The sequence below is a fragment of the Thalassolituus sp. genome, assembly GCF_034111725.1.
In the GTDB taxonomy this organism is placed as follows: domain Bacteria; phylum Pseudomonadota; class Gammaproteobacteria; order Pseudomonadales; family Oceanobacteraceae; genus Thalassolituus.
In genome coordinates this window covers 1-26524 of record NZ_JAWUWR010000003.1, presented here as the reverse complement: position 1 = coordinate 26524, position 26524 = coordinate 1, and the positions used below count along the sequence as shown (strand labels likewise).

General features: G+C 46.4%; 23 protein-coding genes. 13 read left to right on the top strand and 10 right to left on the bottom strand.

Going from position 1 to position 26524, the window contains the following annotated elements:
- The first annotated feature begins 14 nt into the window (after nt 1–14).
- From kdsA to ispH, 8 genes are all read left to right on the top strand, one after another.
- On the top strand, nt 15–854 hold the full coding sequence (gene kdsA / locus UXZ23_RS00575; RefSeq protein WP_320818718.1) for a 3-deoxy-8-phosphooctulonate synthase: 840 nt from the start codon (nt 15–17) through the stop codon (nt 852–854).
- Between the two features lie 122 nt (nt 855–976).
- Nucleotides 977–1243, top strand: a complete 267-nt coding sequence (gene rpsT, locus UXZ23_RS00570; protein WP_320818717.1) for a 30S ribosomal protein S20 — start codon at nt 977–979, stop codon at nt 1241–1243.
- Between the two features lie 92 nt (nt 1244–1335).
- Nucleotides 1336–2910, top strand: coding sequence for a murein biosynthesis integral membrane protein MurJ (murJ, locus tag UXZ23_RS00565; RefSeq protein ID WP_320818716.1), 1575 nt, complete (start codon nt 1336–1338; stop codon nt 2908–2910).
- Nucleotides 2911–3078: 168 nt separating this feature from the next.
- A complete protein-coding gene (gene ribF / locus UXZ23_RS00560) occupies nt 3079–4032 on the top strand; it encodes a bifunctional riboflavin kinase/FAD synthetase (RefSeq protein WP_320818715.1) in 954 nt (317 codons plus the stop codon).
- Nucleotides 4033–4055: 23 nt separating this feature from the next.
- Nucleotides 4056–6950 (top strand): isoleucine--tRNA ligase, encoded by a 2895-nt coding sequence (ileS, locus tag UXZ23_RS00555; protein WP_320818714.1) that lies wholly within the window; start codon nt 4056–4058, stop codon nt 6948–6950.
- A complete protein-coding gene (gene lspA, locus UXZ23_RS00550) occupies nt 6950–7462 on the top strand; it encodes a signal peptidase II (protein ID WP_320818713.1) in 513 nt (170 codons plus the stop codon). The genes ileS and lspA overlap by 1 nt, the downstream gene beginning before the upstream one ends.
- A 51-nt stretch (nt 7463–7513) precedes the next feature.
- The gene (locus UXZ23_RS00545; RefSeq protein ID WP_320818712.1) at nt 7514–7957 is read left to right on the top strand and encodes a peptidylprolyl isomerase; all 444 of its coding nucleotides are present in this window, start codon (nt 7514–7516) and stop codon (nt 7955–7957) included.
- Nucleotides 7947–8894, top strand: a complete 948-nt coding sequence (gene ispH, locus UXZ23_RS00540; protein WP_320818711.1) for a 4-hydroxy-3-methylbut-2-enyl diphosphate reductase — start codon at nt 7947–7949, stop codon at nt 8892–8894. Before UXZ23_RS00545 ends, ispH begins: the two co-directional genes overlap by 11 nt.
- 110 nt (nt 8895–9004) lie before the next feature.
- Here the strand turns inward: ispH and UXZ23_RS00535 are convergent, their stop codons facing one another.
- From UXZ23_RS00535 to UXZ23_RS00495, 9 genes are all read right to left on the bottom strand, one after another.
- On the bottom strand, nt 9005–9445 hold the full coding sequence (locus UXZ23_RS00535; RefSeq protein ID WP_015487981.1) for a type IV pilin protein: 441 nt from the start codon (nt 9443–9445) through the stop codon (nt 9005–9007).
- Between the two features lie 27 nt (nt 9446–9472).
- Entirely contained in the window at nt 9473–10330 is an 858-nt protein-coding gene (locus UXZ23_RS00530) for a PilW family protein (RefSeq protein WP_041588512.1), read from the bottom strand.
- Nucleotides 10327–10902: a type IV pilus modification protein PilV gene (pilV, locus tag UXZ23_RS00525; protein WP_051052422.1), complete on the bottom strand. Its 576-nt coding sequence runs from the start codon at nt 10900–10902 to the stop codon at nt 10327–10329. Before pilV ends, UXZ23_RS00530 begins: the two co-directional genes overlap by 4 nt.
- A complete protein-coding gene (locus UXZ23_RS00520; RefSeq protein ID WP_041588511.1) occupies nt 10890–11378 on the bottom strand; it encodes a GspH/FimT family protein in 489 nt (162 codons plus the stop codon). The genes pilV and UXZ23_RS00520 overlap by 13 nt, the downstream gene beginning before the upstream one ends.
- Nucleotides 11379–11394: 16 nt before the next feature.
- A complete protein-coding gene (locus UXZ23_RS00515) occupies nt 11395–14805 on the bottom strand; it encodes a PilC/PilY family type IV pilus protein (RefSeq protein ID WP_320818710.1) in 3411 nt (1136 codons plus the stop codon).
- A complete protein-coding gene (locus UXZ23_RS00510; RefSeq protein WP_041588510.1) occupies nt 14802–15323 on the bottom strand; it encodes a PilX N-terminal domain-containing pilus assembly protein in 522 nt (173 codons plus the stop codon). The genes UXZ23_RS00515 and UXZ23_RS00510 overlap by 4 nt, the downstream gene beginning before the upstream one ends.
- A gap of 112 nt (nt 15324–15435) precedes the next feature.
- Complete coding sequence (locus UXZ23_RS00505; protein WP_015487975.1) at nt 15436–15993, bottom strand: GspH/FimT family pseudopilin; 558 nt, start codon at nt 15991–15993, stop codon at nt 15436–15438.
- Nucleotides 15994–16096: 103 nt separating this feature from the next.
- The gene (locus UXZ23_RS00500) at nt 16097–17458 is read right to left on the bottom strand and encodes a sigma-54 dependent transcriptional regulator (protein ID WP_320818709.1); all 1362 of its coding nucleotides are present in this window, start codon (nt 17456–17458) and stop codon (nt 16097–16099) included.
- A 158-nt stretch (nt 17459–17616) separates the two neighbouring features.
- Nucleotides 17617–19134 (bottom strand): HAMP domain-containing sensor histidine kinase, encoded by a 1518-nt coding sequence (locus UXZ23_RS00495; protein ID WP_320818708.1) that lies wholly within the window; start codon nt 19132–19134, stop codon nt 17617–17619.
- Nucleotides 19135–19219: 85 nt separating this feature from the next.
- Here UXZ23_RS00495 and UXZ23_RS00490 point away from each other — a divergent pair, with 85 nt between their 5' ends.
- Nucleotides 19220–20842 (top strand): NAD+ synthase, encoded by a 1623-nt coding sequence (locus UXZ23_RS00490; RefSeq protein ID WP_320818707.1) that lies wholly within the window; start codon nt 19220–19222, stop codon nt 20840–20842.
- Between the two features lie 88 nt (nt 20843–20930).
- Here the strand turns inward: UXZ23_RS00490 and UXZ23_RS00485 are convergent, their stop codons facing one another.
- Nucleotides 20931–21752, bottom strand: coding sequence for an outer membrane protein assembly factor BamD (locus tag UXZ23_RS00485; protein WP_320818706.1), 822 nt, complete (start codon nt 21750–21752; stop codon nt 20931–20933).
- A 134-nt stretch (nt 21753–21886) separates the two neighbouring features.
- On the opposite strand from UXZ23_RS00485, the gene rluD reads away from it, so the two are divergent.
- The 4 genes from rluD (at nt 21887) to ilvN (ending at nt 26137) form a co-directional block, all read left to right on the top strand.
- The gene (gene rluD / locus UXZ23_RS00480; RefSeq protein WP_320818705.1) at nt 21887–22849 is read left to right on the top strand and encodes a 23S rRNA pseudouridine(1911/1915/1917) synthase RluD; all 963 of its coding nucleotides are present in this window, start codon (nt 21887–21889) and stop codon (nt 22847–22849) included.
- Nucleotides 22849–23580: a peptidoglycan editing factor PgeF gene (gene pgeF / locus UXZ23_RS00475; RefSeq protein WP_320818704.1), complete on the top strand. Its 732-nt coding sequence runs from the start codon at nt 22849–22851 to the stop codon at nt 23578–23580. Before rluD ends, pgeF begins: the two co-directional genes overlap by 1 nt.
- A gap of 338 nt (nt 23581–23918) precedes the next feature.
- Complete coding sequence (locus tag UXZ23_RS00470; RefSeq protein WP_320818703.1) at nt 23919–25643, top strand: acetolactate synthase 3 large subunit; 1725 nt, start codon at nt 23919–23921, stop codon at nt 25641–25643.
- A 2-nt stretch (nt 25644–25645) separates the two neighbouring features.
- On the top strand, nt 25646–26137 hold the full coding sequence (ilvN, locus tag UXZ23_RS00465; RefSeq protein ID WP_015487966.1) for an acetolactate synthase small subunit: 492 nt from the start codon (nt 25646–25648) through the stop codon (nt 26135–26137).
- Nucleotides 26138–26524: the final 387 nt, after the last annotated feature.

Below are 26524 nucleotides of genomic sequence, written 5' to 3'. Positions count from 1 at the left end.
GGAGCTAGTTTCTCATGATCGAAACAGTTAACGTTGGCGGAATTGAAGTCGGTAACGACGCGCCATTCGTATTATTTGGCGGCATGAACGTTTTAGAAAGCCGCGATTTGGCGATGAGTATATGCGAGCAATACGTCAAAATTACCGAGAAATTAGGTATTCCGTACGTATTTAAAGCCTCGTTTGATAAGGCGAATCGCTCTTCGATCAACTCATATCGCGGTCCTGGTATGGATGAAGGTTTAAAGATTTTTGAAGAAATCAAAAAGACCTTTAATGTGCCGATTATTACCGACGTACATGAACCTTATCAGGCTGCTCCGGTTGCAGAAATCGTCGATGTGATTCAGTTGCCGGCGTTTTTGGCCCGTCAAACGGATCTTGTAGTCGCGATGGCCAAAACTGGCGCTGCCATCAATGTAAAAAAACCACAATTTTTAGCGCCGCATGAAATGCGTCATATCATCACCAAGTTCGCCGAAGCCGGTAATCAGCGTGTGATGTTATGTGAGCGTGGCTCGTCGTTCGGCTACAACAACTTAGTTGTTGATATGTTGGGTATGAATGATATGAAAGCCATGGCTCCGGTTATTTTCGATGCAACGCATGCGTTGCAGCGTCCGGGTGGTCGTACCGATTCTGCTGATGGTCGTCGCCAGCAAGCGTTTGAATTAGCGCGTTCTGGTATGGCGTTAGGTATTGGTGGTTTGTTCCTTGAAGCTCATCCAAACCCTGCAGAGGCTAAATGTGACGGACCTTGTGCATTGCCACTTGATAAATTAGAGCCTTACTTAGCTCAAATGAAAGCAGTGGATGATCTAGTGAAGTCATTTGAAAAAGTCATTATTGACTAATAAACACCTGGGCTTGAGCTATTCGTCATTCGATGTGGTAACTGCTGTTGACAGTTGCGCCGTATGTCTGGATAATCTCGGCCCTCTGAGATTTAACATCAACCCAATTTGAGGAGCCGACTGTGGCAAATTCCGCTGGTTCTCGTAAACGCGCCCGTCAGGCTATCAATCGTCGCGCTCGTACCGTAGCATTCCGTACAATGGTTCGTACTTACATCAAGAAAGTACATTCAGCTGTTGCAACTTCTGATTACGATCAAGCACAAGCTTCGTTTACTAAAGCACAACCTTACATCGACAAGATGGTGAACAAAGGTATTCTTCATAAGAACACCGCTGGTCGCATCAAAAGCCGTTTGAATGCTAAGGTTTTCGCACTGAAAGGTTAATTTTTTTCAGTTCGAAGCAAAAACCCGCCAATGGCGGGTTTTTTTGTTTGCGTGCTAAAGCGCTGGGGCGGCGTGTTGTAACGGAGATTGGCATGACAGAAAACAGTTCGGAAAAAAGTACGGATAAGGTAGCGGGTCGAAGCTTATTGCGCTCTTCGTCTATCGTCAGCGTGATGACGCTATTAAGTCGAGTTTTAGGTTTGGTTCGTGATGTGGTGGTTGCCCAGTATTTTGGTGCGCGCGCCGATGCTTTTTTTGTCGCTTTTAAAATCCCTAATTTCTTTCGCCGTTTATTCGCCGAGGGCGCCTTTTCAGTTGCCTTCGTTCCTGTGCTGAGTGAATATCGTAAGCAGCGCACCCTTGATGAAGTACGCTTGCTGATTGCCCAAGTGTCTGGTGTTTTAGGTTTAGCCTTACTGGGTGTGACTGTCGCAGCTCTGGCGTTGTCGGATTATCTGCCTTGGATTTTCGCTCCCGGTTTTCGCTCCGATCCGGAAAAGTTCGCCTTAACGGCCGATTTGCTGCGTATTACTTTCCCTTACTTGCTCTTTATCTCGCTGACGGCGTTCGCCAGCAGCGTATTGAATGCCTACGGGCGCTTTGCTATTCCTGCGTTTACGCCGGTGCTACTCAATCTCTGTTTGATTTTTTCGACTTTAGTCATGACGGATTGGTTTGCTGAGCCGCTTTATGCGTTGGCGTGGGGGGTGTTTATAGCAGGCCTTATGCAGTTGGTATTTCAATTACCGTTCGTTGCGCGTTTGGGGTTATTGGTGGCGCCGCGTTACGAGCCCAAGGCCGAAGGGGTCGGGCGGATTATTACTCTGATGATTCCGGCCTTGTTTGGCGTATCAGTAAGTCAGATCAACTTGCTGCTCGATACCTTGCTGGCGTCCTTTCTGGAAGACGGTAGTGTGAGCTGGTTGTACTACTCCGACCGCTTAAATAATTTGCCGTTGGGGATTTTTGCCATCGCGATCGGCGTGGTGATTTTACCGGCTCTGTCGGGGCGTCATGCTGATAATAATCAGCAAGCTTTTTCTCGTACCTTAGATTGGGCGGTACGCATGGTCTTTTTGCTGGCTACTCCGGCGGCTTTAGCGCTTGTTGTACTCGCGATGCCATTGATGTCGACCATTTTTTATCATGGAGAAGTGACTGCTTACGACGTCGGTAAAATGACCTTGAGCTTGCAAGCTTACGCTGTTGGTTTGCTCGCTTTTATGATGATTAAGATTTTAGCCCCCGGCTACTACGCCCGTCAGGATACTAAGACTCCAGTTAAAATCGGTATTCAGGCGATGGTGGTGAATATGGTCCTCAACCTTGCCTTAGTTGGCCCCTTTCAGCACGCCGGTTTGGCGTTGGCGACGTCTTTGTCGGCGTATTACAACGTCTACATGCTCTATCGCGGCTTGCGCAAGCAGGGAGCATATACCTTACAACCGGGTTGGAAGAAGTTCATTGCCTTGCTGGTCGCTTCGAATGGCTTATTGAGAGCGCCGGTTTGGTGGATGATGGGTGATGCTGAACAGTGGCTAGTATGGGGCACATGGCAGCGTATTGGGTGGATGTCGGCGGTGGTTGGAGCCGGTGTGGCGGTTTATTTCGCCGTATTAATTGGTGCCGGCATGCGTATGCGTCACCTTCGCGGGCAGTTGTTCTAAGTTCACCTACTGTTCTGGGGCGTCGTCTTTCTGTATGGCCTAAGATGCCCTTCGGATGTCATTGTTGCGGCATCTAGAAAGGTCGAAACGACTGTCCCCAGCCGCTTAGGTTGGCTATAATTCGGCCCTTTGTTTTAACCCGTAATTTTCACTGGTCTGGGAGCGCCGATGCGCCTTTTACGTGGCCTACACAACATACCTTCAGACTTTGGTGGCTGCGTTGCCACCATTGGCAATTTCGATGGTTTGCATCTTGGCCACCAAAATATTTTGCAGTCGTTGCGCGATGTCGCCGATCGGTTGCAGATGCCCACACTGGTGATGTTATTTGAGCCGCAACCACGCGAGTTTTTTGCACCTGAATCGGCACCTGCTCGGTTGGCGAATTTACGCGAAAAACTGCAAGACTTAGCGGCGCATGGCGTTGATTACGTTTTGTGTCTGCCATTTAACCAAGCACTACGCTCAATGTCCGCCGATGCCTTTATCAATGATATTTTGCTCGCGGCATTGGATATTCGTCATCTTATTGTTGGTGATGATTTCCGTTTTGGTTGTGATCGCAGTGGTGATTACTCTGCGTTAGTTGGTGCGGGTGAGCTGCATGGTTTTGGTGTGCAAGATACACCAACGTTCGAATACGATGATGAGCGTGTGAGTAGCACTCGGGTTCGCCGTGAGCTAGTAGCGAATAATCTTCGTCGTGTTGCCCAGTTACTGGGCCGTGATTATCGTATGAGTGGTCGTGTTGCTTGGGGGCGCCAGTTAGGGCGAACGATAGGAACCCCAACAGCCAATGTGATGATTCATCGCGAAAAGTTACCTTTGCACGGTGTGTATGCGGTACACGTGACCCATGAAGAAAAAGGTGAACATTATTTAGCGGTGGCTAATGTAGGTGTTAAACCAACCGTCGCGGGCGTGCCAGAACCGTCGTTGGAAGTCCATTTATTGGGCTTTTCTGGCAATTTATACCAAGAGCATTTGACGGTCGAATTTCAACATAAAATTCGCGACGAACAAAAATTTGCTGACTTAACCGCATTAAAGAATGCGATTGAAGCCGATAAAAACGCAGCGCGCCATTTTTTTGCAGCGCGCTCGAATTCATTCCGATTTTAGAATTTCAGATTAAGTGACCAATTATGAACGATAAAGTGGAAAGCCAATACAAAGCGACCCTGAATCTACCAGATACCGAGTTTCCTATGCGCGGTAATTTGGCACAACGCGAGCCGGAGATGCTAGCGCGCTGGGAAGCTATGGGCTTGTATCACAAAATTCGTCAGGCACGAGCTGGGCGTGATCAGTTTATTCTGCACGATGGCCCTCCATACGCGAATGGCAACATTCATATTGGTCACGCCGTTAATAAAATTCTGAAAGACATTATCGTTAAGTCACAAACCTTGAGCGGTAAAGATGCGCCTTATGTTCCTGGTTGGGACTGTCATGGTTTGCCAATTGAATTAAAAGTGGAAGAAAAAGTGGGCAAGGTGGGCGTTAACGTTACCGCCAGCGAATTCCGTAAGCATTGCCGCGAGTATGCCGCAGAGCAAGTAGATGGTCAGCGTCGCGATTTTAAACGTTTAATGGTGTTAGGTGATTGGGAAAATCCATATCTGACTATGAATTTTAATTTCGAAGCCGACATCATCCGTACGCTTGGCAAAATCATTGATAACGGTCATTTGCACAAAGGCTTTAAGCCGGTTAACTGGTGCAGTGACTGTGGTTCAGCTTTGGCTGAAGCCGAAGTGGAATACCAAGATAAAAAATCCATCGCTATTGATGTGAAGTTTGCATTTAAAGATACCGCAACGCTGGTTGCGGCATTTGGTGCAGACGCTGCAGTTGCAGAAAAAACCATCAGTATCGTTATCTGGACGACGACACCTTGGACCTTGCCGGCAAATGAAGCGGTTTCTGTTCATCCGAATTTAGAATATTCGTTAGTGCTGTTGAAAGAAGCCGACGAAGTACTAGTGTTAGCAACCGACTTAGTCGATGACGCTGTGCAACGTTATGGCTTAGGTGTTGATGATGTCGAAGTGCTTGCGACTGCTCGTGGTGCGGCGTTTGGTCAATTGCCGGAACAAGCCAGTGCGCCATTCGTGGTTAAACATCCTTTTATGCCAAGTGCTGAAGGCAGTGATAAATTTGTCCCCGTCATTACTGGTGATCACGTTACCGCCGATTCAGGTACGGGTGCCGTGCATACCGCGCCAATGCACGGTGTAGACGATTATGTGGTGTCTGCGGTTTACGGTGTTAAGTCGGATGAAATGCTGGTTGATGGCAGTGGTAATTTTATTGCAAATGCCGCACTCGAAGCATTGGAATTGACTGGTTTAAGTACGGCCGATAAAGGTAACTTCCGAGTTTTAGGTTTATTGGCTGAACGTGGTGCTTTGGTTAAAAAAGCCAACATTACTCACAGCTACCCACATTGCTGGCGCCATAAAACGCCGATTATTTTCCGTGCAACCCCACAGTGGTTTATCAGTATGAACCAAGCGGGCTTGCTCGATCAGGCAATGAATGAAGTTGAGAATACCGTTGAGTGGCGTCCTAGCTGGGGTAAGGCTCGTATCGAAGGAATGATGAAAGATCGCCCAGATTGGTGTATATCGCGTCAGCGTACTTGGGGCGTGCCAATTGCATTATTTGTGCATAAAGACACCAGTGAATTACATCCGCGTACGCCTGAATTAATTGAATTAGTTGCCAAGAAAGTTGAGCAAGCGGGTATTGAAGCTTGGTTCGAGCTAGAAGCTAGCGAGCTTTTGGGCGACGAAGCTGCCGACTACGTTAAAGTCGTAGATACTCTCGATGTTTGGTTCGACTCGGGTGTTACCCATACCGCGGTATTGATGAAGCGTGCTGAATTGCAAATGCCTGCCGATTTATATTTAGAAGGCTCAGATCAACATCGTGGTTGGTTCCAAAGCTCGCTGTTAACCAGCGTCGCAGCTTATGGCAAAGCACCCTATAAAACGGCGCTAACCCATGGCTTTACAGTGGATGGCGACGGCAAGAAAATGTCGAAATCGATTGGTAATACTGTCGATCCACAAACTGTAATGAATAAACTCGGCGGTGATATCTTACGTTGGTGGGTTGCAGACACTGACTATAGTGGTGAAATGTCAGTATCTGACGTTATCTTAAATCGCAATGCCGATGCCTATCGCCGTGTGCGTAACACCTGTCGTTTTTTGTTGGCGAATATCAATGGCTTTAATCCAGCAACGGACATGGTGTCTGGCGAAGACTTATTGCCACTTGATGCTTGGATGGTGGATTACACTCAGCGCCTGCAAGATAAAATTGTTGCTCTGTATCAACGCTACGATTTAAAAACTCTGACGAAAACCCTGATGAATTTCTGTGTGACAGAATTAGGCGGTTTTTATCTTGATGTGATTAAAGATCGTCAGTACACCTGTAAGAGTGATGGTCTCGCACGTCGCAGTGCGCAAACCGCCCTCTATCATGTGGTAGAGGCCATGGCACGTTGGATTGCCCCGATTTTATCATTTACCGCTGAAGAAATTTGGCAGGTATTACCGGGTGAACGTGAAGAATCTGCACAATTAGCCGAGTGGTATACCGGTTTTCCAACGATAGCGGCGAACGAATTTAACGACGCTTATTGGCGTAACCTGATGGACGTTAAAGACGCCGTTAATGGTGTGTTGGAAAAAGCACGTACCGAGAAAGTCATTGGTGCGAGCTTAGGGGCTGAGGTCACATTATTTGCAAACGACCAGCAGACCACAGCACTTAATAAACTGGGCAACGAATTACGTTTTGTTTTATTAACCTCTAAAGTGACGCTGGCGCCACTAGCATCTGAAGGTGGCGAAAAGACCGAATTGGATGGTATTCGAGTGGGTGTATTGGCTTCTGTCGACGAGAAGTGCGAACGCTGCTGGCATCACAGTGCCGATATTGGTGCGAATGCGCAGCATCCAAGCTTGTGTGGTCGTTGTATCGAAAACGTTGAGGGTGATGGCGAAATCCGTCACTTCGCATAATGACTATGAATAATGCGCCGGAAGCCATGCCGTTAAAAAGTACTTTGGTGTGGTTATTGTTATCTGTATTGGTGATCGTGGTTGATATGATCACCAAACAGACGGCAGAGGCGCTACTGGAATATGCCAATCCGGTATTTGTATTGCCTGTGTTGGATTTCACCTTACTTTATAACAGGGGTGCCGCCTTTAGCTTTTTAGCCGATGAGTCTGGCTGGCAGCGCTGGTTTTTCACCACAGTATCCATTGGTGTATCAATCATGTTGGTTATTTGGTTGAAGCGTCTACCGCGTACTGCCGTGTTATTACCTTTGGCGCTTACTTTAATATTGGGTGGAGCTATTGGTAATTTAATTGATCGAATATTGTTTGGCCATGTTATTGATTTTATTTCAGTGCATTGGGAAAACGCGTATTTTCCGGCATTTAACATTGCTGATTCGGCCATAACTTTAGGCGCCATTTTAATGGGTGTCGATGTCATTCGTGACATGTTTAAAGGCGAGAAATAATCAAGGGCTGAGTGTTAATCCCTTATCTGTTTAGTAGTAGGAGAGCATGGTATGTCACTGGGTATTATTGCAGCAGGTAGTCGCATTAAATTGCATTTTGCATTGAAGTTCAGTGATGAACAAACCGTCGATTCAACATTTGAGCGCGAAGCGCCAATGCTTACTATTGGTGATGGTAATTTATTGCCGGGTTTTGAAGCCTACTTAATCGGCTTAACGACGGGCGATCACAAAGTATTTACGGTTCCGCCTGAAGAAGCGTTTGGGCAGCTAAATCCGCAAAATATTCAAGAAATGAAACGCTCGACGTTTCCTGCTGATATGCCTGTGGCACCTGGTCTGATGGTGTCGTTTGCGGATGCCCAAGGTGCTGAGTTGCCCGGCTTGATCAGTGACGTGATTGGCGATTTGGTATCGGTTGATTTTAATCATCCATTAGCCGGTAAAACCCTCCTATTCGAAGTACAAATTCTGGAGGTTTATAATGCAGATTAAACTAGCAAATCCTCGCGGGTTTTGTGCTGGGGTTGATCGCGCGATTGATATTGTTAATCGTGCATTAGAATTGTTCGAACCACCTATCTATGTTCGTCATGAAGTTGTGCATAATAAATTTGTGGTGAACGACTTACGCGACCGCGGTGCTATTTTTGTTGATGAGCTTGATGAAGTTCCAGACAACAGCATTGTGATTTTTTCCGCGCATGGTGTATCACAAGCCGTGCGTCAGAATGCAGAACAACGCGGACTAAAAGTCTTTGATGCGACCTGTCCTCTGGTAACTAAGGTTCATCTTGAGGTGAGTCGTTATAGTGCAGAAGGGCGAGAGTGCATTCTCATTGGCCACAAGGGGCATCCTGAAGTTGAAGGGACCATGGGTCAGTACGATTACGCTAATGGTGGTCATATTTACCTTGTGGAAGACGAAGAAGATGTTGCCGCACTGGTAGTCAATAACCCTGACAAGTTATCGTATGTCACGCAAACTACCTTATCGATGGACGACACTGCGCGTGTCATCGACGCTTTGCGTGCGAAATTTTCTGAGATTACGGGTCCGCGCAAAAATGATATTTGCTATGCCACGCAAAATCGTCAAGATGCAGTCAAAACGTTAGCCGAAAGCTGTGATTTAATGTTGGTCGTTGGCTCGCCAAATAGCTCTAATTCTAATCGCCTGCGCGAACTGGGTGAGCGTATGGGAGCTGCAGCTTATCTTATTGATAATGCTTCTGAAATTAAACCTGAATGGTTAGAAGGTAAGCAATCGGTGGGTATCACTGCCGGTGCGTCAGCCCCTGAAGTGTTAGTAAAAGAAGTAGTCGATAAGCTAATTGCGCTGGGCGGAAGCTCTCCACAAGAGCTGCAAGGCCAGGAAGAAAATGTCGTATTCTCTCTGCCTAAAGAGCTGAAGATGGTCAGCCTTGATTAATTTTTAGAGACTTTCTGTCGATACGTAAAAGGACGCCTAGGCGTCCTTTTTTATTACTTGGCTATGTTGTAGAAAGGCTGTAAGCCTTTCTGTATACAGCGTTTAGTTTATTACCAGTCAGTGAGGCTTCCATCCGGTAGCCTTCTGTCCTGTCGTCCATATGAGTTAATCACAAGATTTCCATCACTAGCCTGGTTGTTTTGAGCCGTGGCTATGAGTTCTACACATTGTGTTAAAGGGAAGGCTAGTGGGGTATCGTTGTCCTCACTATCACTACAGACGCGCGCGGAAATAACGTAAAACGCTTTTGGTGTTGTAAATGTCGAATCTGTATATCCAAGATCTTTCAGATCATTGGTGTAAGAAACATTATCACCATAATAACGTTCTTGGGCTGCCATGATAGCGTGCATAGATGCTATAGCATCAGAGCGACCTCCCCGCTGGACATATCGAGAATAGTTTGGCATCGCAACGGTGGCAATGATAGCAATGATGGCTAGCGTAATCATCAGCTCCATTAGAGTGAAGCCGGCTATTTTTTGATTCATTCTGATGTTGTCCGTTAAATATGAATACTAATTATTTGGCAAAGCTGTCGTGGACAATTGAATGTAACGAGAAATTCTATCGTCATAACTGTAAGGATTAGCATCAAGTAAAATATAACTGCGTTTTTCTTCGGAAAGGCCAGAATCACTAAAGGCCCGCGTCAACAGAGCTATTCTCACCGCCTGCACGCTGCCCCAGACATCATCATCATCGATGTTGGCATCAGGGTCGACTTGGCTGGCGTTAACATATCTCGATACATTGGTTTCATCCGTTGCAGTGGCCACGGTAGAAACACCGTATAAAACCTGCATTCCGATAATACCAGCCGCGATAGATTGAGAATTATTCAATGCTATCCCTGTGTCTGCGTTGTAGGTTACGCAGTTTAAGGTGTCGTCATATCCACTATTAGCCCCACCGGTTACTATCCAGTAAACATCAACAAGTAACGTTTCGGTTGCTAATACTATGGCAGCTCCGGTGCAATCTTGTTGATCTCTAGCCGTTGTTGATGAGGGATTATAAACCCATTGAATGGCGAGCCTATCATTATCGCCTATACCCACCGTCGATTCGTACGTGCAGTTTCCTCCATCGGCGGGAGGAATAGCGGCACCCGCAATACATCTATCTGCAAATGGGTTTATTTGTTCAGTTGATCCAGGTATTGAAGAGTATCCCGCTCTTCGGCTTTCAGCTTGAAGCCAGCTCATAATAAAACGGCCGCCTTCTTGTGATTGACCTGCAGTATTTGAGTTCAAAGCAATAGAGTTACTGTTCACCATGATATTAACCACGAAAAAAGTAATTATGATTCCTAGTAAACCGGCAATCATTAATTCTATTAAAGTCATACCAGCTTGGTGTCGGAGTATCATCATGGGTTGTACACCATTGTTAGGCTAGTGCGCGAATTCGCTAGGCTATCTGTGTTGGCATAAACCAATTCGCCGTCCGCATTAACACCGGAGGTTCGAGTGTCCCAGCTAATTGTCACAGTAATTTCTCCGCCATTGAGTTGAGTACTCAAGAGGGGAGCAGCAATAAAATCGACCGCGCTACTCTTTGTTATATAAGTATCAACATCGGGATTAAAACCACAGGCGACTTCCCACAAGTCGGATTGGGCCTGTTCGGTGTTGCTGCAAGATAGATCTGCTTCCACTCGTGCACTGCCATCGTGGTAGGCGCTGCAAATTTTTGGAGCATTATCACAGCTGATGGTATCTCCATCAGTATTATAATCGGCAAGAGCAATACGGTTTGCTTTCATACGATTTGATAGATCTTCAAGCATCCAAATTACTTGAGAGCGATTACCAGAATCGCCAACGGATTTTGTTACTTGCAATTGTAGAGAGGCAAGTCCGACTAAACCAATAATTGTAATGGCGACGGTTACGAGAATCTCTATCAGGCTAAAACCTGCCATATTCTTTGTTAATTGAGGCATGCACCCTCCACGACAACAATTTGGCCTATTTGGTTTATGCTGATAGTGTATTCACGAGACCCTGAACAATTAACTACATCAATTGTAAAATCGCCTGTTGCTGTTGCTCTACCCCGGCGGTCAAAACCAACAGGTGTTGCGTTATTAAAATCATTAGAAGCAATATAACCAACTTCGGTTATTGGATTTGCGTCGCTACCTCGTTGGCGTAGCAAGGTTGCGCCATCAAATACTTGCCATCCATTACTCCATTTATTCGAAATAGGAGTTACTACCATGGGCCTCGACAATGAAATTGCCTGATTGCGAGCAAACATTAGATCAAGTCTCAACTCGCCTAACAGTCTTTCTGCAACACTATTAGCTGTCATACTTTTCAGCGCAGGGCTTATCGCTATCGCAGTGATAGCGATAATTGATATAACAATCATCAATTCAATGAGGGTGAAGCCTCGGTGATTAATTAGTTTAGGCATTGAAAAACCCTTGCCGTCATAATTCGCTCCAATAACTCTTTGAAACAGAGCCGCAAGAATCAGATTTAATTACTTCACTACCAACTAGAATCGCCATATTTGCACAATCGTCACCACTACCACCATCTTCTCCTCCCGTTCCGTTCTCATCTGCGGGAGGGAATACGATTTTAGGTTCAGCAGGGATACCAGACTGTTTTAATTCGGTTACTTCGATACTTAAATCTTCAAGGGGTTTATTTGGATTGTATTCTCCAAGATTAATTTCATAAAGCCTTGCATTCCCTGTTACTGCCTTGCAAGAGTCGAGATCACTAGTGTTAGAGGTCGAATTTGGGAAGTAAGTAGAAAAATAGATTCTATTATTCGCTACGATACTATCAGACAGTGATTTTTCGCCTGTTTCCGTTAGTTTGTAGTAAAAGCCAGTATTTTTCGCATCATCACTAGCACTCGCAATATTACTATAGTTGGCAAGATCAGATGTTTTCTTTGTTTTATAAGTTGATAATGCATTTTTAGTACTGGTTTCATCGGTGCTGGTTATTTGATCAAATAGCACGAAGAATCGATCTTGGTTGTTGGTTACTAATGGATGTGCTCTATATCCTGATCCAAGCGTAATCACATATCGTCCTTTGTTTTCATTGCCTTGGTAAGCAACAACAGGAGTTGTATAAAAACGAGTGTTATTCGTTACTGAGTTGCCTGTATTTAAGTCGGCCAAGAGCGTGCCTTTTTGCGTACCATCAGAAAATAGATCAATGCGCCATAGCCGCCCACCAATATCAGAAGCATATAAAATGTCTACGTTACCATCACCATTATTGTCGACTGGCGTGATATCAGAAGCAATGCTGTTTGTCATCTGACTGATCGTAAGATCCGCAGCGAGTGTAGACGATGCCTTCCAAAGTAATGCGCCTGTCATTGCATCGACGATAAAAATTGCATTGCCAGTACTTTGACCTAGACGCACGGATTCACTAGTAAGGTCTTCTTCTGGGTCATAGCCGCCACCAAATACTAGGACAGGTATTGATTTTTTAGTGCTATCAACGCCAATGGCTTTCGGGTTAATGAACACAGGTGTCATGCCTGACCACGTTTGTCCTAATTCCTCGAACCCTGAGCTCGCCGTTGAAATTTGCCACAAGTATTTTGGAGTATCGCGATCAGTAACATCGATAGCATAATTAATATTGCCGCCGCGCCTCATTGTTAAATATAAGTATGCTTTATCGGTTGAACCCACTATGAAACGTCTTTTTGGAGTACCGGCATCAACATCTGTTTGATTAAAAATAAGCGAAGAAACAGGGCCATCGAGACCATACGTTTTACCGATTTCATTTTTCTTACTGTAGTACATATTTATATTTGGTAATAACTCGTAAGGAACGTAGGCAAAACGCTCTTTTGGATTTTTGCTTGGATCTCTGTATGTATCAATTGCATGCAGATAGCCGGAGTTAGTACCGAAGAATAGAGTGCTATTATAGTTGGTAGAGGTACCATAATTTAGAATGATAGGCTGACTGTGCAACGGATCTTCTATTTCTTGGCGTGCAACCTCTACTCCATCAATGGTTGTTATACCCGACGCCCACTTAAGCATGTTTAAAAAGTCGGTGCCAGACAGTTCCGTATCAAATATATCTGGTGTCATTCCCGTTGCCGCTACAATAACTCCGGAAAGGTTAACGTCTACTAAAGAGTCGTCAATAGTCTTTGATGCACCACCCAAATAGGTGTATACCTTGCGGTCGAGGGTTAGATGACTAGCCGCTCCCCCTTTAGTGACTATATTACCATCGACTTCTGATGACCATATGCTGGTAGCCTCTTTGGCAAAGTAGCCTGTATTTGCATCAACTGCTGACTTATCATTTTTGTCGAGAATTTCACCATCGCTGCCGAGTTTGTAGCGCTTTAGGTTACCAGACCAACCGGTTACAACTTTAGGTTCAAATGTTGTGTAATAAAGCTCTTCTGAACTTTCTAAGCGATTTAAAGCGTTAACCGCTACAACGGGCGCCGAGCTTCCTCCGGTTGCATCAGCTGAAACACGCTCAAATAGATTTTGTAATGTTAATTTAAGTTTTTCTGAGTCCGAGGCTTCTGAATATATGCCGTCAGAGTAGTCGGCTGCTCTTTCCAATATTGGTTTCACGCTCTTTGAGTCAGTATTCAAAAAACCACCGATAGTATGTGTCGTGATCGATTGTTGCGACTCGGTACTTGGATCTGAGTCAGCTAGGAGTAATGAATCGGCTATGTTATCCCCTTCATAAGCGGCAAGTGCTAGCTCTTCCATGCAACTGTTTGTGATGTCGCCTTCATAGTTGTCGCCATAGGTCTTACAGTTTGTACTGATACCGTCTTTATTAGTATAAATCGAGGAATCTAATTTCGTTAGCAATGATTTAATATCGTCATCCGCTTCGTTATCAGACTGAGAAACACCATCGGTAAATAGAAATATATGATTTTTTTGGCAGCTATTTGTTATTGGTGAAATATATTTTCCAGTATCTTTATTATATGAATCTGGATGGCTCATGTAGAAGTATTGTGCGGTGCTAGTTTCAGCATAGCCTGCTGTTTTTTCTTCCTCGTAGAACTCTCCTGGGATTGTATTTGTTCCAGTAACAACCCATTTATAGCTATTGTTGTAAGTGTCGCTGCAGTAGCTATCATTAACGGTAGTAATTTGTCCGAAAAAACATGCCCCTAGGAAGCCCCATCCCGTCCATTGACTACATTTTCGACATTCTTTGATATCCTCGGTACGCGAAGGACCTTGGACGAGAACAGTTCCACCTTCTACATATTCAGTTTTACCGTACTTTTTGCCAAATTTGACATCGTCTCCGCGCATGTAACGAATAGCTTCGGAGTATGTTTCTACAAGGGGAGTAGTACCACCGGCTTCAAGCCCGGAGATCGCTGATAAGATCGAATTGCGATGTTTACTGTCATTGATGTCAGATATGGGAGATAAAACATATCCGCCACCGTCTTTATAATTCTGGTTGTTATTATTTTGGACGGAGCTTTTATAGTACTTGACACCAGATATAGGAGAAGCTCCGGATTCTACGCTGTCAAATCTCATAATACCTATATTTAGGTTAGCTAGTGTTGGATCACCTATCACATCAATAGCAGCTTGTTTCACGATGTCCATTCGTGATTTTTTAGTGCCTTGTGCTTTGTCATTGGAATCCGGAAGAAAACCCATACTTCCGGATGTATCGAAAACGAAAATAACGTTAGGCTGCACTCCCTGAGTTGCGTCGGTTCTATATATTTCTGTATCGTCGGCGATTGAAAAAAGAGGGGCCGAAATAAGTACTATAAAAGATGCAATATGTCTCATATTCAGCAAGGTATTTATTACTTTTTTCATATTTAAATATTTCATAGTGATGGCCCTGTAATGCTAAATACAACTTGTTGTGTAGAAGCTACTCGCCCTGAAGGGTCAGTGCCGGTTGCCGAAAAGTCAAAGTAATACGTGCTCTGCGTGCCTGTCGAGTTACCACCATTGCCTTTCAGATATGTTTCCGATACGAAAGCATCAGAAGAAAGTTGGTTTAACTTAATCTGATCTGAAATGGAGGAAACGGCGGCAGGCATGTTTGGCGTCACCCAAGCGGTATTGCTAGCGAGAGACACAAAGTTGCTCGGTGCATCTTCGTTCTGAAGAATAACGCCCAGCGTGTTGCGGGTTTCATTGAGATTTTTCCCCATGTAAGTCACCCCTAAATTGAGATAGTCATATGTTGCACTAAACACTTGTTGACTGTGTTGCATGCTATTGACCATGCGCAGCTGCAGAGTTGAATTTTGCATCGACACGATTACGCCTAAGGTAATGGATGTCAGGATAATCAAACTGAATATCAGTGCTGACCCTTGTTGTCGATGAATTGACTGCATATATGCTCCGTAGCTCAGTAGCCGATGACTTTTTTCTCATACTACAGATTATACGGGTGCGGGAAATACTCTATGGCTTTCTGATAAGTGGCTGCAATCATTGATTGGACGGTTAGGAGCATGGAATGTTTCGACCATTTGGCGTTTCGGGTAGCCCGTCATTGTTTGCGTCGAGTCCTGTTCTAACACGACCTATTCTTGAAATAGTGAAACAAACGCCATATGTTTGCTGACCAGTGTGACAGTAGCTTAGAGACCCTGCATCAAAGCCTGCAAATCCTTTTTCATTGAAGTTGATCCGACTATTGTTGTAGGTACGGTGGCCGTTACTATTTTCGTTTTTTGGCAGTATGAATAGTATGTTTTCACCGTCCTCAAGAATGCTGTTACTGTTTCTATCTTGAAACACGGTTAGTTCATCATTCCAATTATTACCGCATTTTTGCTCAATAGTGAGGGGGCATAATGTCGTTGGAGTATGATAAATTATCGCTTGATTGCGAGTGTAGTTCAGTATTTGCCGCAGTTGGGTAATTTGATTTTGTGCAACTGATCGTTGGTAGACTTGGGTTGTTTTGGGTATCGCTATGCCCATCAGTAGTGAGCTGATGGCCAACACAGTTAACAACTCTAGTAAGGTGAATCCGTTACGCACAGCTCCTTTGCACATTGCCACTCTCCTTTTTGGCATTAGAGATCATCCTTAATCTCTAGAGTATTCTACAGCTTGCTTGTGTTAATTCACTCAGGAGCACATCGTATCTTTCTTTGCTTTAATCTATGCCTAATTTCTTACAACGATAGCGCAGCGCTCGGAAGCTAATACCAAGCTTTTCTGCCGCTGCCGTTTTATTCCAGCGAGTGGCTAGGAGAGCTTCTTCTATCGCGCGTTTTTCAATGTTTTCGAGGTAACCTTCAAGGTTGTTGGTCGCAATGGGAGCGTGCTCTTTAGGTGTGTCGTCAGTAACAGAATCCAGTTCGGCGGCGATATTTGCGGGAAAATACAAATCATCTAAGCGAATAATATCGCCTTCCATCATGGTGAATGCACGCTGCAAGATGTTTTCTAGTTCACGCACGTTGCCGGGAAACGAATATTCCAACAATGCGGCCAGCGCTTCTTCGCTCAACTTCGTACTGGGCATGCTCCACTCGTTGGCGTACTTGGTAATAAAGTGGTGGGTTAATTCTTCAATATCGTCTTTACGCTCGGATAGGCGGGGGACGTCTAGTTGGATAACATTAAGGCGAAAATATAAGTCTTGGCGAAATTGGTGGTTGCTCACCATAGTGGCAAGGTCTTCATGACTGGCCGTTATTATGCGGACATCAATATGTTCTTCATTTTCCGAACCGACGCTGCGAACCGTTTTTTCTTGCACAACTCGGAGTAATTTAGCCTGTAAATCCAAGGGCAGTTCGGCAATTTCATCTAGGAATAAGGTACCGCCGTCGGCAGCTTTAAAAAAACCACTCTTATTGCTGGTTGCTCCAGTGAAGCTTCCTTTTGTATGCCCAAAGAACTCGCTTTCCATTAATTCGGTTGGGATGGCACCACAGTTGACTGCGATAAAAGGCTTATCGGCGCGGGCGCTTTGGCAATGAATTAATTGTGCGACAAGTTCTTTTCCTGTGCCCGACTCGCCATAAACAAATACCGGTGCTTGCGTGCGAGCAACTTTTCGAATTTTATCTTTTAGCGCCAGCATGCATGGGGTTGACCCTAGTAGTTCTGTTGCTGGCACTATGCCTGCTGTTGGTACTCGCGTTAATTGCAGTGCAGCTTTTACCAGCTGACGCAGACGTTCGGTATCAATCGGCTTAGCGACAAAGTCGAATGCGCCTGACTTGAGGGCATTGACGGCGAGATCCATATTGCCGTAGGCCGTAATCATAGCAATGGGCATGTCGGGATATTTGCGATTGCACAGCTGGGTAAGCTCCAGACCATCACCATCGGGGAGTTTCATATCGGTTATGCAGAAGTGATATTGTCTCTCCTCTAGCAAGGCGAGCGCTGCACTTACGTTTTCTGCTTGATAGCAGACCAAGCCCATGCGTTCGAGGGTGATAGCAATTAAGCGACGAATATCGGGTTCATCATCGACGATGAGTGCTGTGTGTACAGCTTGCATACCAGTATTTTCCTTTGAGTTTCGTCTTTTGCGTGATGCCTTTTGATACTAATAAACGCGTACGCAGTGTATGGATTATAACGAAAGTCATCAACGGCAAGTGTGAACTAGCACTTACTTGAATCTTTTATTTAATCGTCTCTTTTGGGCTCAGATTATTAGGCTTTGCGCATAGTCATGCGAAAGCAGGATCCTTGCGACTGCTGAATATATTCGATTCGACTCTGGTTAGCTTGGCACAATTCGCGACACAAATAGAGGCCTAGACCCGTTCCGTTGTGTTCTCCGGTATTAAATGGCTCGAATAAATTCTTGCGAATACTTTCTGCAACACCAAAGCCATTGTCGAGAACATCAAGAAATACTCGGGTGCTATTAGTCGAAACTCGCAATTGCAATTGCGCGTCGCCATGGTTAGCTTTGCGCGCATAACGTAGCCCATTGGCCGCTAAATTATGCAGAATTTGTTGTAAGTGATCGGCGTCGAATGGCACCAGAATGTCATCCGCGCATTCAATTCTTAGCGAATAGTCTTGTGCTGGTTCAAGATGCTCAAACTGATCATGAAAATGCACCAGCCATGGCTTGAGTCGCAACACTTCGATACAGGCTTGATGACCGCGAGAGAGCTGTAATATGTCCTCAATGGTGCGATTTATACGCATACAATGCTGTTCGACAATATGTGTTAAGTGTTGTTCTTCTGATTTTAAATACGGCGTTTCGGCGAGTAACTGTGACGCCTGACGCAAGGCGCTTAAAGGGTTGCGAATTTCATGAGCAATACTTGCAGTTAGGCGTCCGAGGGATGCGAGTTTGATCTGTTGGGCTTCTGCTTCAATGCGTGCAGAATCTTCGATGAAGAGTAGATAGTCTTGTTGGCTTTCAGGAATGTCGACACGAGTAACTAATAGTTGCTCTCCGTTAACATCAACACGCTTACTGTCTTTGATGTCGATAAGGCTGGCCGGCAGCAGTATATTATCGACGATGCCAAACCATGCATATGCTTGAGGGTTATGAAAAAGAATAAGCCCAGATGGATCGCAAGCAATAATGCCCCCTGGCATATTCATCAGCGCTCGCTGGCTGAAACGTTGCAAGCGACGAATATGTTTGGCGTGATCGGAAGCTAAGCTCAGCGCACTTTGCAGGCGCTTTGATAAGGCCTGAGTTAACCATGCGAGTGCAAAACAAAGTGCACCAAATAACCCAGTGTTTACTACTTCCTGCGGTGCAAAATTGCTTGGCCATATATGTTGGGAATAAAAGACAGCAATACTTGCCCAAGCCGCAACGCCATATCCTAGTACGCCGGGCGCCAGTAAGTTAGATATGACCAGTGGTACGAGTAACAGGCTGGAGAACCCTGTATCTAATCCGCCCGAGGCATACATCATGCCGGCCAATATGGCGACTTCAAGAAACACATAGCTGGTGGCGGCTTGAGGGTCGGGATTACGACTGGCTATTGCGGCGAAAATGCTGGCCGCAAAAATATAGATAGATGCGAGCACTAAGAATAAGTAGGGTGCTTGCTGACCGAGAATGACATCTTTCTTATCAAGACCATCAACAATCATCATAAGTAGAGCTAAAAATAAGGAGTAGTAGCTGTACATGCGCAACAGGCGATTGCCGCGTACAATGAATTCACTCGACTTAATAATCCACATCGTTCCACCAAATATGCTTCTGCGTTTGCTTCCAAGCCCGTATTTTTCGACAATACGCGCAAATAACCGAGGGTAACCTGAACACATGACTCAGTCACTTAACATCGCGCTGGCACAATGCAACTTTTTAGTCGGCGACATTCCGGGTAATACAGCCTTGATATGCCAGCAAGCGGCAGAAGCTGCTGTTGCGGGAGCCGATCTTATTGTGTTTAGCGAGTTGGCGCTTACTGGTTATCCGCCAGAAGATTTGCTCTTGCGTCCAAGTTTGCAGCGGCGTATAGATTCCGCTCTAGAGCAGATAGCAGCAGCGAGCAATGAGATAGCTATTGCGATTGGTTATCCTTGGATGGATAACGGTGCACTCTACAATTGCGCCGGTGTTTGGTATCAGGGAGAGGCGCTAGGGCGTTATGCCAAGCAGTATTTGCCAAACTATCAAGTGTTCGATGAAAAGCGCTATTTCGCTGAAGGCATAGATTCTTGTGTTATTCCATTCAGAGGTCACCAGCTGGGTTTAACGGTTTGTGAAGATGTTTGGTTTGATGGGCCGGTGGATGATGCGGTTGCTGCGGGTGCAACGCTCATACTTAATTTGAATGCGTCACCATTTCATATGGGCAAATTAGAAGAGCGTGTTGAATTAATGCAGCGGCACGCGACACGCTGTCAGGTACCTTTGCTGTATGTGAATCAAGTGGGAGGCCAAGATGAGCTGGTGTTTGATGGCAGTTCATTCGCAATTTCTGCCGACGCGCACTGTGTATTACAGATGCCATCTTGGCAATCGGCACTGGGCTATGTCCAACTTAAAGATCACCAGTTAAGTGCTATTTCAGCTTCACAATTAGCACGCGAAGACGATCTGGCTAGTCTCTATCAGGCGTTAGTTTTGGGTGTTCGCGATTATGTGAATAAAAATCGTTTTCCGGGCGTTGTGTTGGGTTTGTCGGGCGGTATAGATTCAGCGTTAACCTTAGCCATTGCGGCTGATGCGCTCGGGCCTGAACGCGTCCGTGCCGTCATGATGCCGTTCACTTATACATCCGATATGAGTAAAACCGACGCTAGCTTGCAAGCAGAAGCGATGGGGATTAGATACGAGTCTATCTCTATCGAGCCTATGTATCGCGAATTTATGGCTGGACTAAGCGATAACTTCGCTGGATTAGCGGTGGATACCACAGAAGAAAACCTACAGTCGCGCTGTCGTGGCGTATTGCTCATGGCGCTGTCGAATAAGACCGGCTACATGGTGCTGACAACGGGTAACAAGAGCGAAATGGCCGTCGGTTACGCCACGCTTTATGGTGACATGGCGGGTGGTTATGGCGCTTTAAAAGATGTCTACAAAACCAAAGTTTTCGCTCTTGCCGATTATCGCAACAGCATTTCACCGATTATTCCTCAGCGCGTGATTGATCGTCCACCGTCGGCAGAATTAGCACCGGATCAAAAAGACGAAGACAGCCTACCACCATACCCTGTTTTGGATTCAATACTTGAACGCTACATTGAGCATGATGATAGTGCAGATAGCATTGTTGCGGCAGGGTATGAACGCGAAGATGTCATGCGTGTAATACGGCTGGTGGATGTTACCGAATACAAACGTCGCCAAGCACCGATTGGTGTGCGAGTGACACGCCGTGGGTTTGGTCGGGATCGACGGTATCCGGTGACCAATGGCTGGAAGGCTGGGGTATAGCTGTGTTTGCGGCTGACGCCGCAGTTTTTCTTTTCCCGAGGGCTTCCCCCGGAGCCCCCTTGCGAGAAGAGCCCGCGGCTAAAACCCCTTAATCCAACAACCCAAACGTAATCACATTCAACAACGAACGACGATCAACCATGGCTAAGCCACTGTTTTTGAACTTGCCGTTTTTCAGTTGTGGATGGTCCGGGTAATTCTGCTTTAATAGCGCTAACGCTTGTTTTGATTCTGAGGTCATTTTCAGTTCGTCGTAGGCTTCAACCATAATGGCTAGTCCATCCGCTACGGCAGCCGTTTTTTGGTGATGTAGCAAAATATCTTCGCAGCGGTTGGCAGCGGCTAAAAAGGCGTGACGTTTCATGTAATAACGTGCAACACCCACTTCATAAGCGGCTAGGCGCTCGCGAATAAACATCATGCGTTTGCGCGAATCATCGACGTAGCGGCTATTTGGATAACGATCAAGTAGTTCGGCAAAGTGGTTGAAGGCATCTTCTAACGGTTGAGTATCGCGTTTTGGAAGGTCATCACTCAAATAGCGTTCTACAAAGGCGAAGCCCATTTCATAGGTCGCTAAGCCGCGCATGTAATAGGCGTAATCCACTTGTTCGTGCAGTGGATGCAGGCGAATAAAGCGCTCTGAGGTCGCCAGTACTGAGTCTAGATCCGACATCTTGTAGTTGATGTAGATGAGCTCAAGTTGAGCTTGTTCAGCATAACGCCCGAACGGGTAGTGCGATTCTAATTTCTGCAAACGATCAGCGGCGACGACTAAGCTGCCATCATCCAAGGCTTCGCGCGCTTGTTCATAATATTCGCGCTCAGTCAGTTCGCGGTCTTTATCTGGATTGGACGAGCAAGCAGACAGAAAAAGGGTAAAAATCACCAACAGCCAGCTGGACTTCATGGAGTGCGTTCCTAAATGTCGATATACTGTAACAAAGCGCCGTATTAGAACATACCTGAGCCGGTTCGCTCCATTAATTCGGGTTAGATCCTAACAACAAGTTATGGATTTCCCCGTCAGGTATTAGAGAACCTATGTCCAATCAGATATCACAATCCGCAGAAGTTCCATACGAAGACGGAAATAAGCGTCTAGATCAGGTCGCTGCCAAGCTATTTCCTGATTATTCTCGTTCACGTTTGCAGCAGTGGATTAAAGACGGTCAGCTCACCGTGGATGGCAACACTTGGCGTGGCCGCGACAAACTAACGGGCGGCGAAATGCTGGCGTTGGAAGCCGAGTTAGAAGCTGAAGGTACCTGGCTGCCAGAAGAAATTGATTTGGATATTGTCTACGAAGATGACGATATTTTGGTGATCAATAAGCAAGCGGGTTTGGTTGTCCATCCTGCTGCTGGGAATTACCAAGGGACATTATTGAATGGCCTGTTATTCCATTGCCCTAATCTTATTCAAATTCCGCGCGCTGGCATTGTTCATCGCCTAGATAAAGACACGACCGGTTTGATGGTTGTTGCTAAAACCCTACAAGCACAAACCAGCTTAGTGGCACAGTTGCAAGATCGCAGTATGGGGCGTGAATACGAAGCCGTGGTGCAGGGTGTAATGACCGGCGGCGGTAAAGTTGATGAACCTATCGGTCGCCACGGTACACAGCGTACGCGTATGGCGGTTAATCCCATGGGGAAAGAAGCAGTCACCCATTATCGTGTGCTGCATAAATTTGCCACTCATACTTATGTGCGTTGTAAGTTAGAGACTGGCCGCACGCATCAAATTCGTGTGCATCTATCTCATATTGGTTATCCGTTAGTTGGCGATGCTGTTTATGCTGCGCGTCAGCGTTTAACCAAAGGTATTGGCCCAGTATTGCGCGATATGTTGCAGAAATTTGGGCGCCAAGCCTTGCACGCGAAAAAGCTGACGTTAATGCACCCTCGCACTCACGATATTATGGAGTGGGAGGTTGAGTTACCCGATGATTTCGTTCTTTTGCTGAATACTTTGGCGGACGATAGCGAAGGTGACGACGAATAATGACGAGTACTGCGGGAATTATTACTCCTGATTGGGAGCTTCCCGCGGGTGTACAAGCTCGACTAACGACGCGTGCTGGCGGCGTATCGCAAGCGCCGTACGATGGTTTCAATCTGGCTACGCATGTCGGTGACGACAGAGCCTCAGTATTGGCGAATCGACGTACCTTATTGCGTAAGCTAGCAGGTGTTCGCTCGGTGCAGTGGTTAACCCAAGTGCATAGCAATTGGGTTGTTCAAGCCTATGGTGGCGCTGTTGTGCCGGTTGCGGATGCTTCATCTACTGAGCAATCTGGGTTGGCGTGTGCCGTATTGACCGCTGACTGTTTGCCCGTGTTGTTTTGTCGTGATGATGGCCGTCAAGTGGCTGCCGCTCATGCCGGCTGGCGCGGCTTGGCAGATGGTATTTTGCTGCACACATTAGCGCAGTTTCCTGATCCCAAACGAGTGTTGGTGCATTTAGCCCCATGTATTGGGCCGTCTGCATTCGAAATTGGGCCAGAGGTCAAAGCGGCTTTTGGCTGGGCAAGTAGCGATTGCTTTATCGCCGGTGCTGGAGATCGTTGGTTGGGTAATCTGCAACGCTTAGCTGCAGAGCAATTATTAGCCGCTGGCGTGTGCTCTATTTCGGCAAATTCGGACTGTACGGTGACGGACTCAGAGCACTATTTCTCCTATCGTCGCGACGGCGATAGCGGTCGTCAGGCAAGTCTTATCTGGATTGAGTCTTAATAAAACAGAGTTTCTCTGATTTATTCACTTTTAAGCATGACAGGATAGTCCTTCAGTCTGGACAATCCCTGCGGTAATGCTAGAATTACCGCCGCTTTTATCAGAGCTGCACGTGCCTCCACCCAGTGCCTTGCCCTCTGATAATTACAGCCTCTGGTGCGGCTATCCTCCGCCCAGTCCAGACTCGGCGTCCTCGACCAGGCAAAGAGATCTGATGATGAACTAAAAGTGATTCATCCAGCCTGAGATAGCCTACCTGTAAAGTGTTTATGGTGTCGGCTCGTATCGCACACAATAGTTATTAAGCTCAATTAGAGCATGTCTAAGAGGATAGTACGGTGGAATTACTTTCCGGCGGAGAAATGTTGGTTCGTGCACTGCACGAAGCAGGCGTTGAATATATTTATGGTTATCCGGGCGGCTCTTTGCTGCACGTGTACGATGCCGTCTATAAACAAAGTGCCGTGAAACACGTATTGGTTCGTCATGAGCAGGCAGCTGCCCATATGGCCGACGGTTATGCGCGCGCGACCGGTAAGCCCGGCGTTGTTATGGTGACGTCTGGCCCAGGCGCGACCAACACCATTACTGGTATTGCTACAGCGTTCACTGACTCCATTCCAATGGTCGTCATTGCTGGACAGGTAATGAGCCATTTGGTGGGCGACGATGCTTTCCAAGAAACCGACATGCTAGGTGTGTCACGTCCGATCGTGAAGCACAGCTTTAGCGTTCGTCGTCCGGAAGATATTCCAGAGCTTGTTGCTAAGGCGTTTTACATTGCCAGCACAGGTCGTCCGGGTCCGGTTGTGATCGATATCCCGAAAGATATGACCATGCCGAACGAGCGTTATGAATACTCGTATCCGAAGAAAATTAAGTTGCGTTCGTATACGCCGCCGCAACGTGGTCACTCAGGTCAGATCAAAAAAGCCGTTGAGCTGCTGTTAAAAGCTAAGCGTCCGGTAATTTATGCGGGCGGTGGTGTCATTATCGACGGCAGTTCTGACAAGTTACGAGCCTTGGTTGATCGTCTAGATTTTCCATGCACCAATACCTTGATGGGCCTTGGTTGCTACCCGGGTACTGGCGCACGTTTCTTGGGCATGTTGGGTATGCATGGTACGTACGAAGCAAACACTGCGATGCACAACGCCGATGTAATTTTGGCGGTTGGCGCACGTTTTGACGACCGCGTAACCAATGCGACCTCTAAGTTTTGCCCAGACGCTAAGATCATTCATATTGATATCGATCCATCGTCTATCTCCAAAACCATTATTGCTGATGTGCCAATCGTTGGCCCAGTAGGTAACGTATTGGATGAAATGATGGCGTTGCTAGACGAAGCAAACGAAGTACCGGATGCCGATGCGATTGCCTCTTGGTGGAAGCAAATCAACGAATGGCGTGAGCGTCATGCTGGTCGTTACGATAAGAACGAATCGCAGTTGATGAAGCCACAAGAAGTGATTGAAGCGATTTGGGCGAAGACCAACGGCGATGCTTACGTGACCTCTGACGTAGGTCAGCACCAGATGTTTGCTGCGCAGTATTACAAGTTCGATAAGCCAAATCGTTGGATCAACTCCGGCGGCTTGGGCACCATGGGCTTTGGTTTCCCTGCAGCAATGGGCATCAAGATGAACTTCCCAGACGACATGGTGGTATGTGTTACGGGTGAGGGTTCGATCCAAATGAACATTCAGGAACTATCGACCTGCTTGCAGTACGGTATTCCGGTAAAAATCTTGTGTCTGAACAACGGCTCATTGGGCATGGTTCGTCAGTGGCAAGACATGAACTATGAAGGGCGTCACTCTCATTCTTACATGGAGTCATTACCTGATTTCGTTAAGTTGGTAGAAGCTTACGGACACGTTGGTATTAAGGTTGAAGGTCGCGATGAGTTACCACAGGCCTTGGAAGATACCTTTGGCAAATACAATGACCGTCTGGTCTTCCTCGACGTTGCAGTTGACCCAGAGGAACATGTTTATCCAATGCAAGTACCACTCGGTACGATGCGCGATATGTGGCTGAGCAAGACGGAGCGTACCTGATCATGAGACACATTATTTCTATCCTGTTAGAAAACGAACCGGGTGCACTGTCGCGTGTTGTTGGCTTGTTCGCACAGCGCGGCTACAACATCGAAACCTTGACTGTCGCCCCAACTGAAGACGAGACACTGTCGCGTCTGACCATGACTACCCATGGTGATGAGCGCAAAATTGAACAGATCACTAAGCATCTGAACAAGCTGATCGAAGTGGTTAAGCTGGTCGACCTATCAGAAGGTGCTCATATCGAGCGCGAACTGATGTTGATTAAAGTGAAAGCGGTCGGTGCTCAGCGTGCGGAAATCAAACGTACAGCCGACATCTTTCGTGGCCAGATTGTGGATGTAACCGCCAGCGTTTACACCATTCAATTGACTGGCACGAGCGACAAGCTTGAAGGCTTTATTGAAGCCATCGGCCCTGGTTGTGTCTTGGAAACAGTACGCACTGGAGTGTCGGGGATTTCTCGTGGTGAGAAGATCCTGAGCTTGTAAGCTTTGCTTGATTGAAAAAACCCGTTTAGGTTTTGGCCTAAGCGGGTTTTTTCGTTTAGGGTTTTCGGTTTGTGTAGCTGCTGGCGCAGGCTGGCTTTGGTTTATGCGGCTGACGCCGCGGGTTTTCTTTTTCCAGAGGCACGAGACGATATGCTTTAAATCGGATGGATTCGAAGGATGTTGTAGGAGGGAGTCAACGAACGTTTTTTGTTCGTACTCCCGATTGTGGCTTTGCATCGTAATTCGGCACTGCTCGCTGATGCTCCCTGAGTACCTCCTACAGAAAACATACATTTCGCATTAATTAGGGCCTGTCCCTTGCGAAAGAAAACTGCGGCGTCATCCGCATAAACCATCAAACCCGCTACGTACTCTTGGTCATCGCTT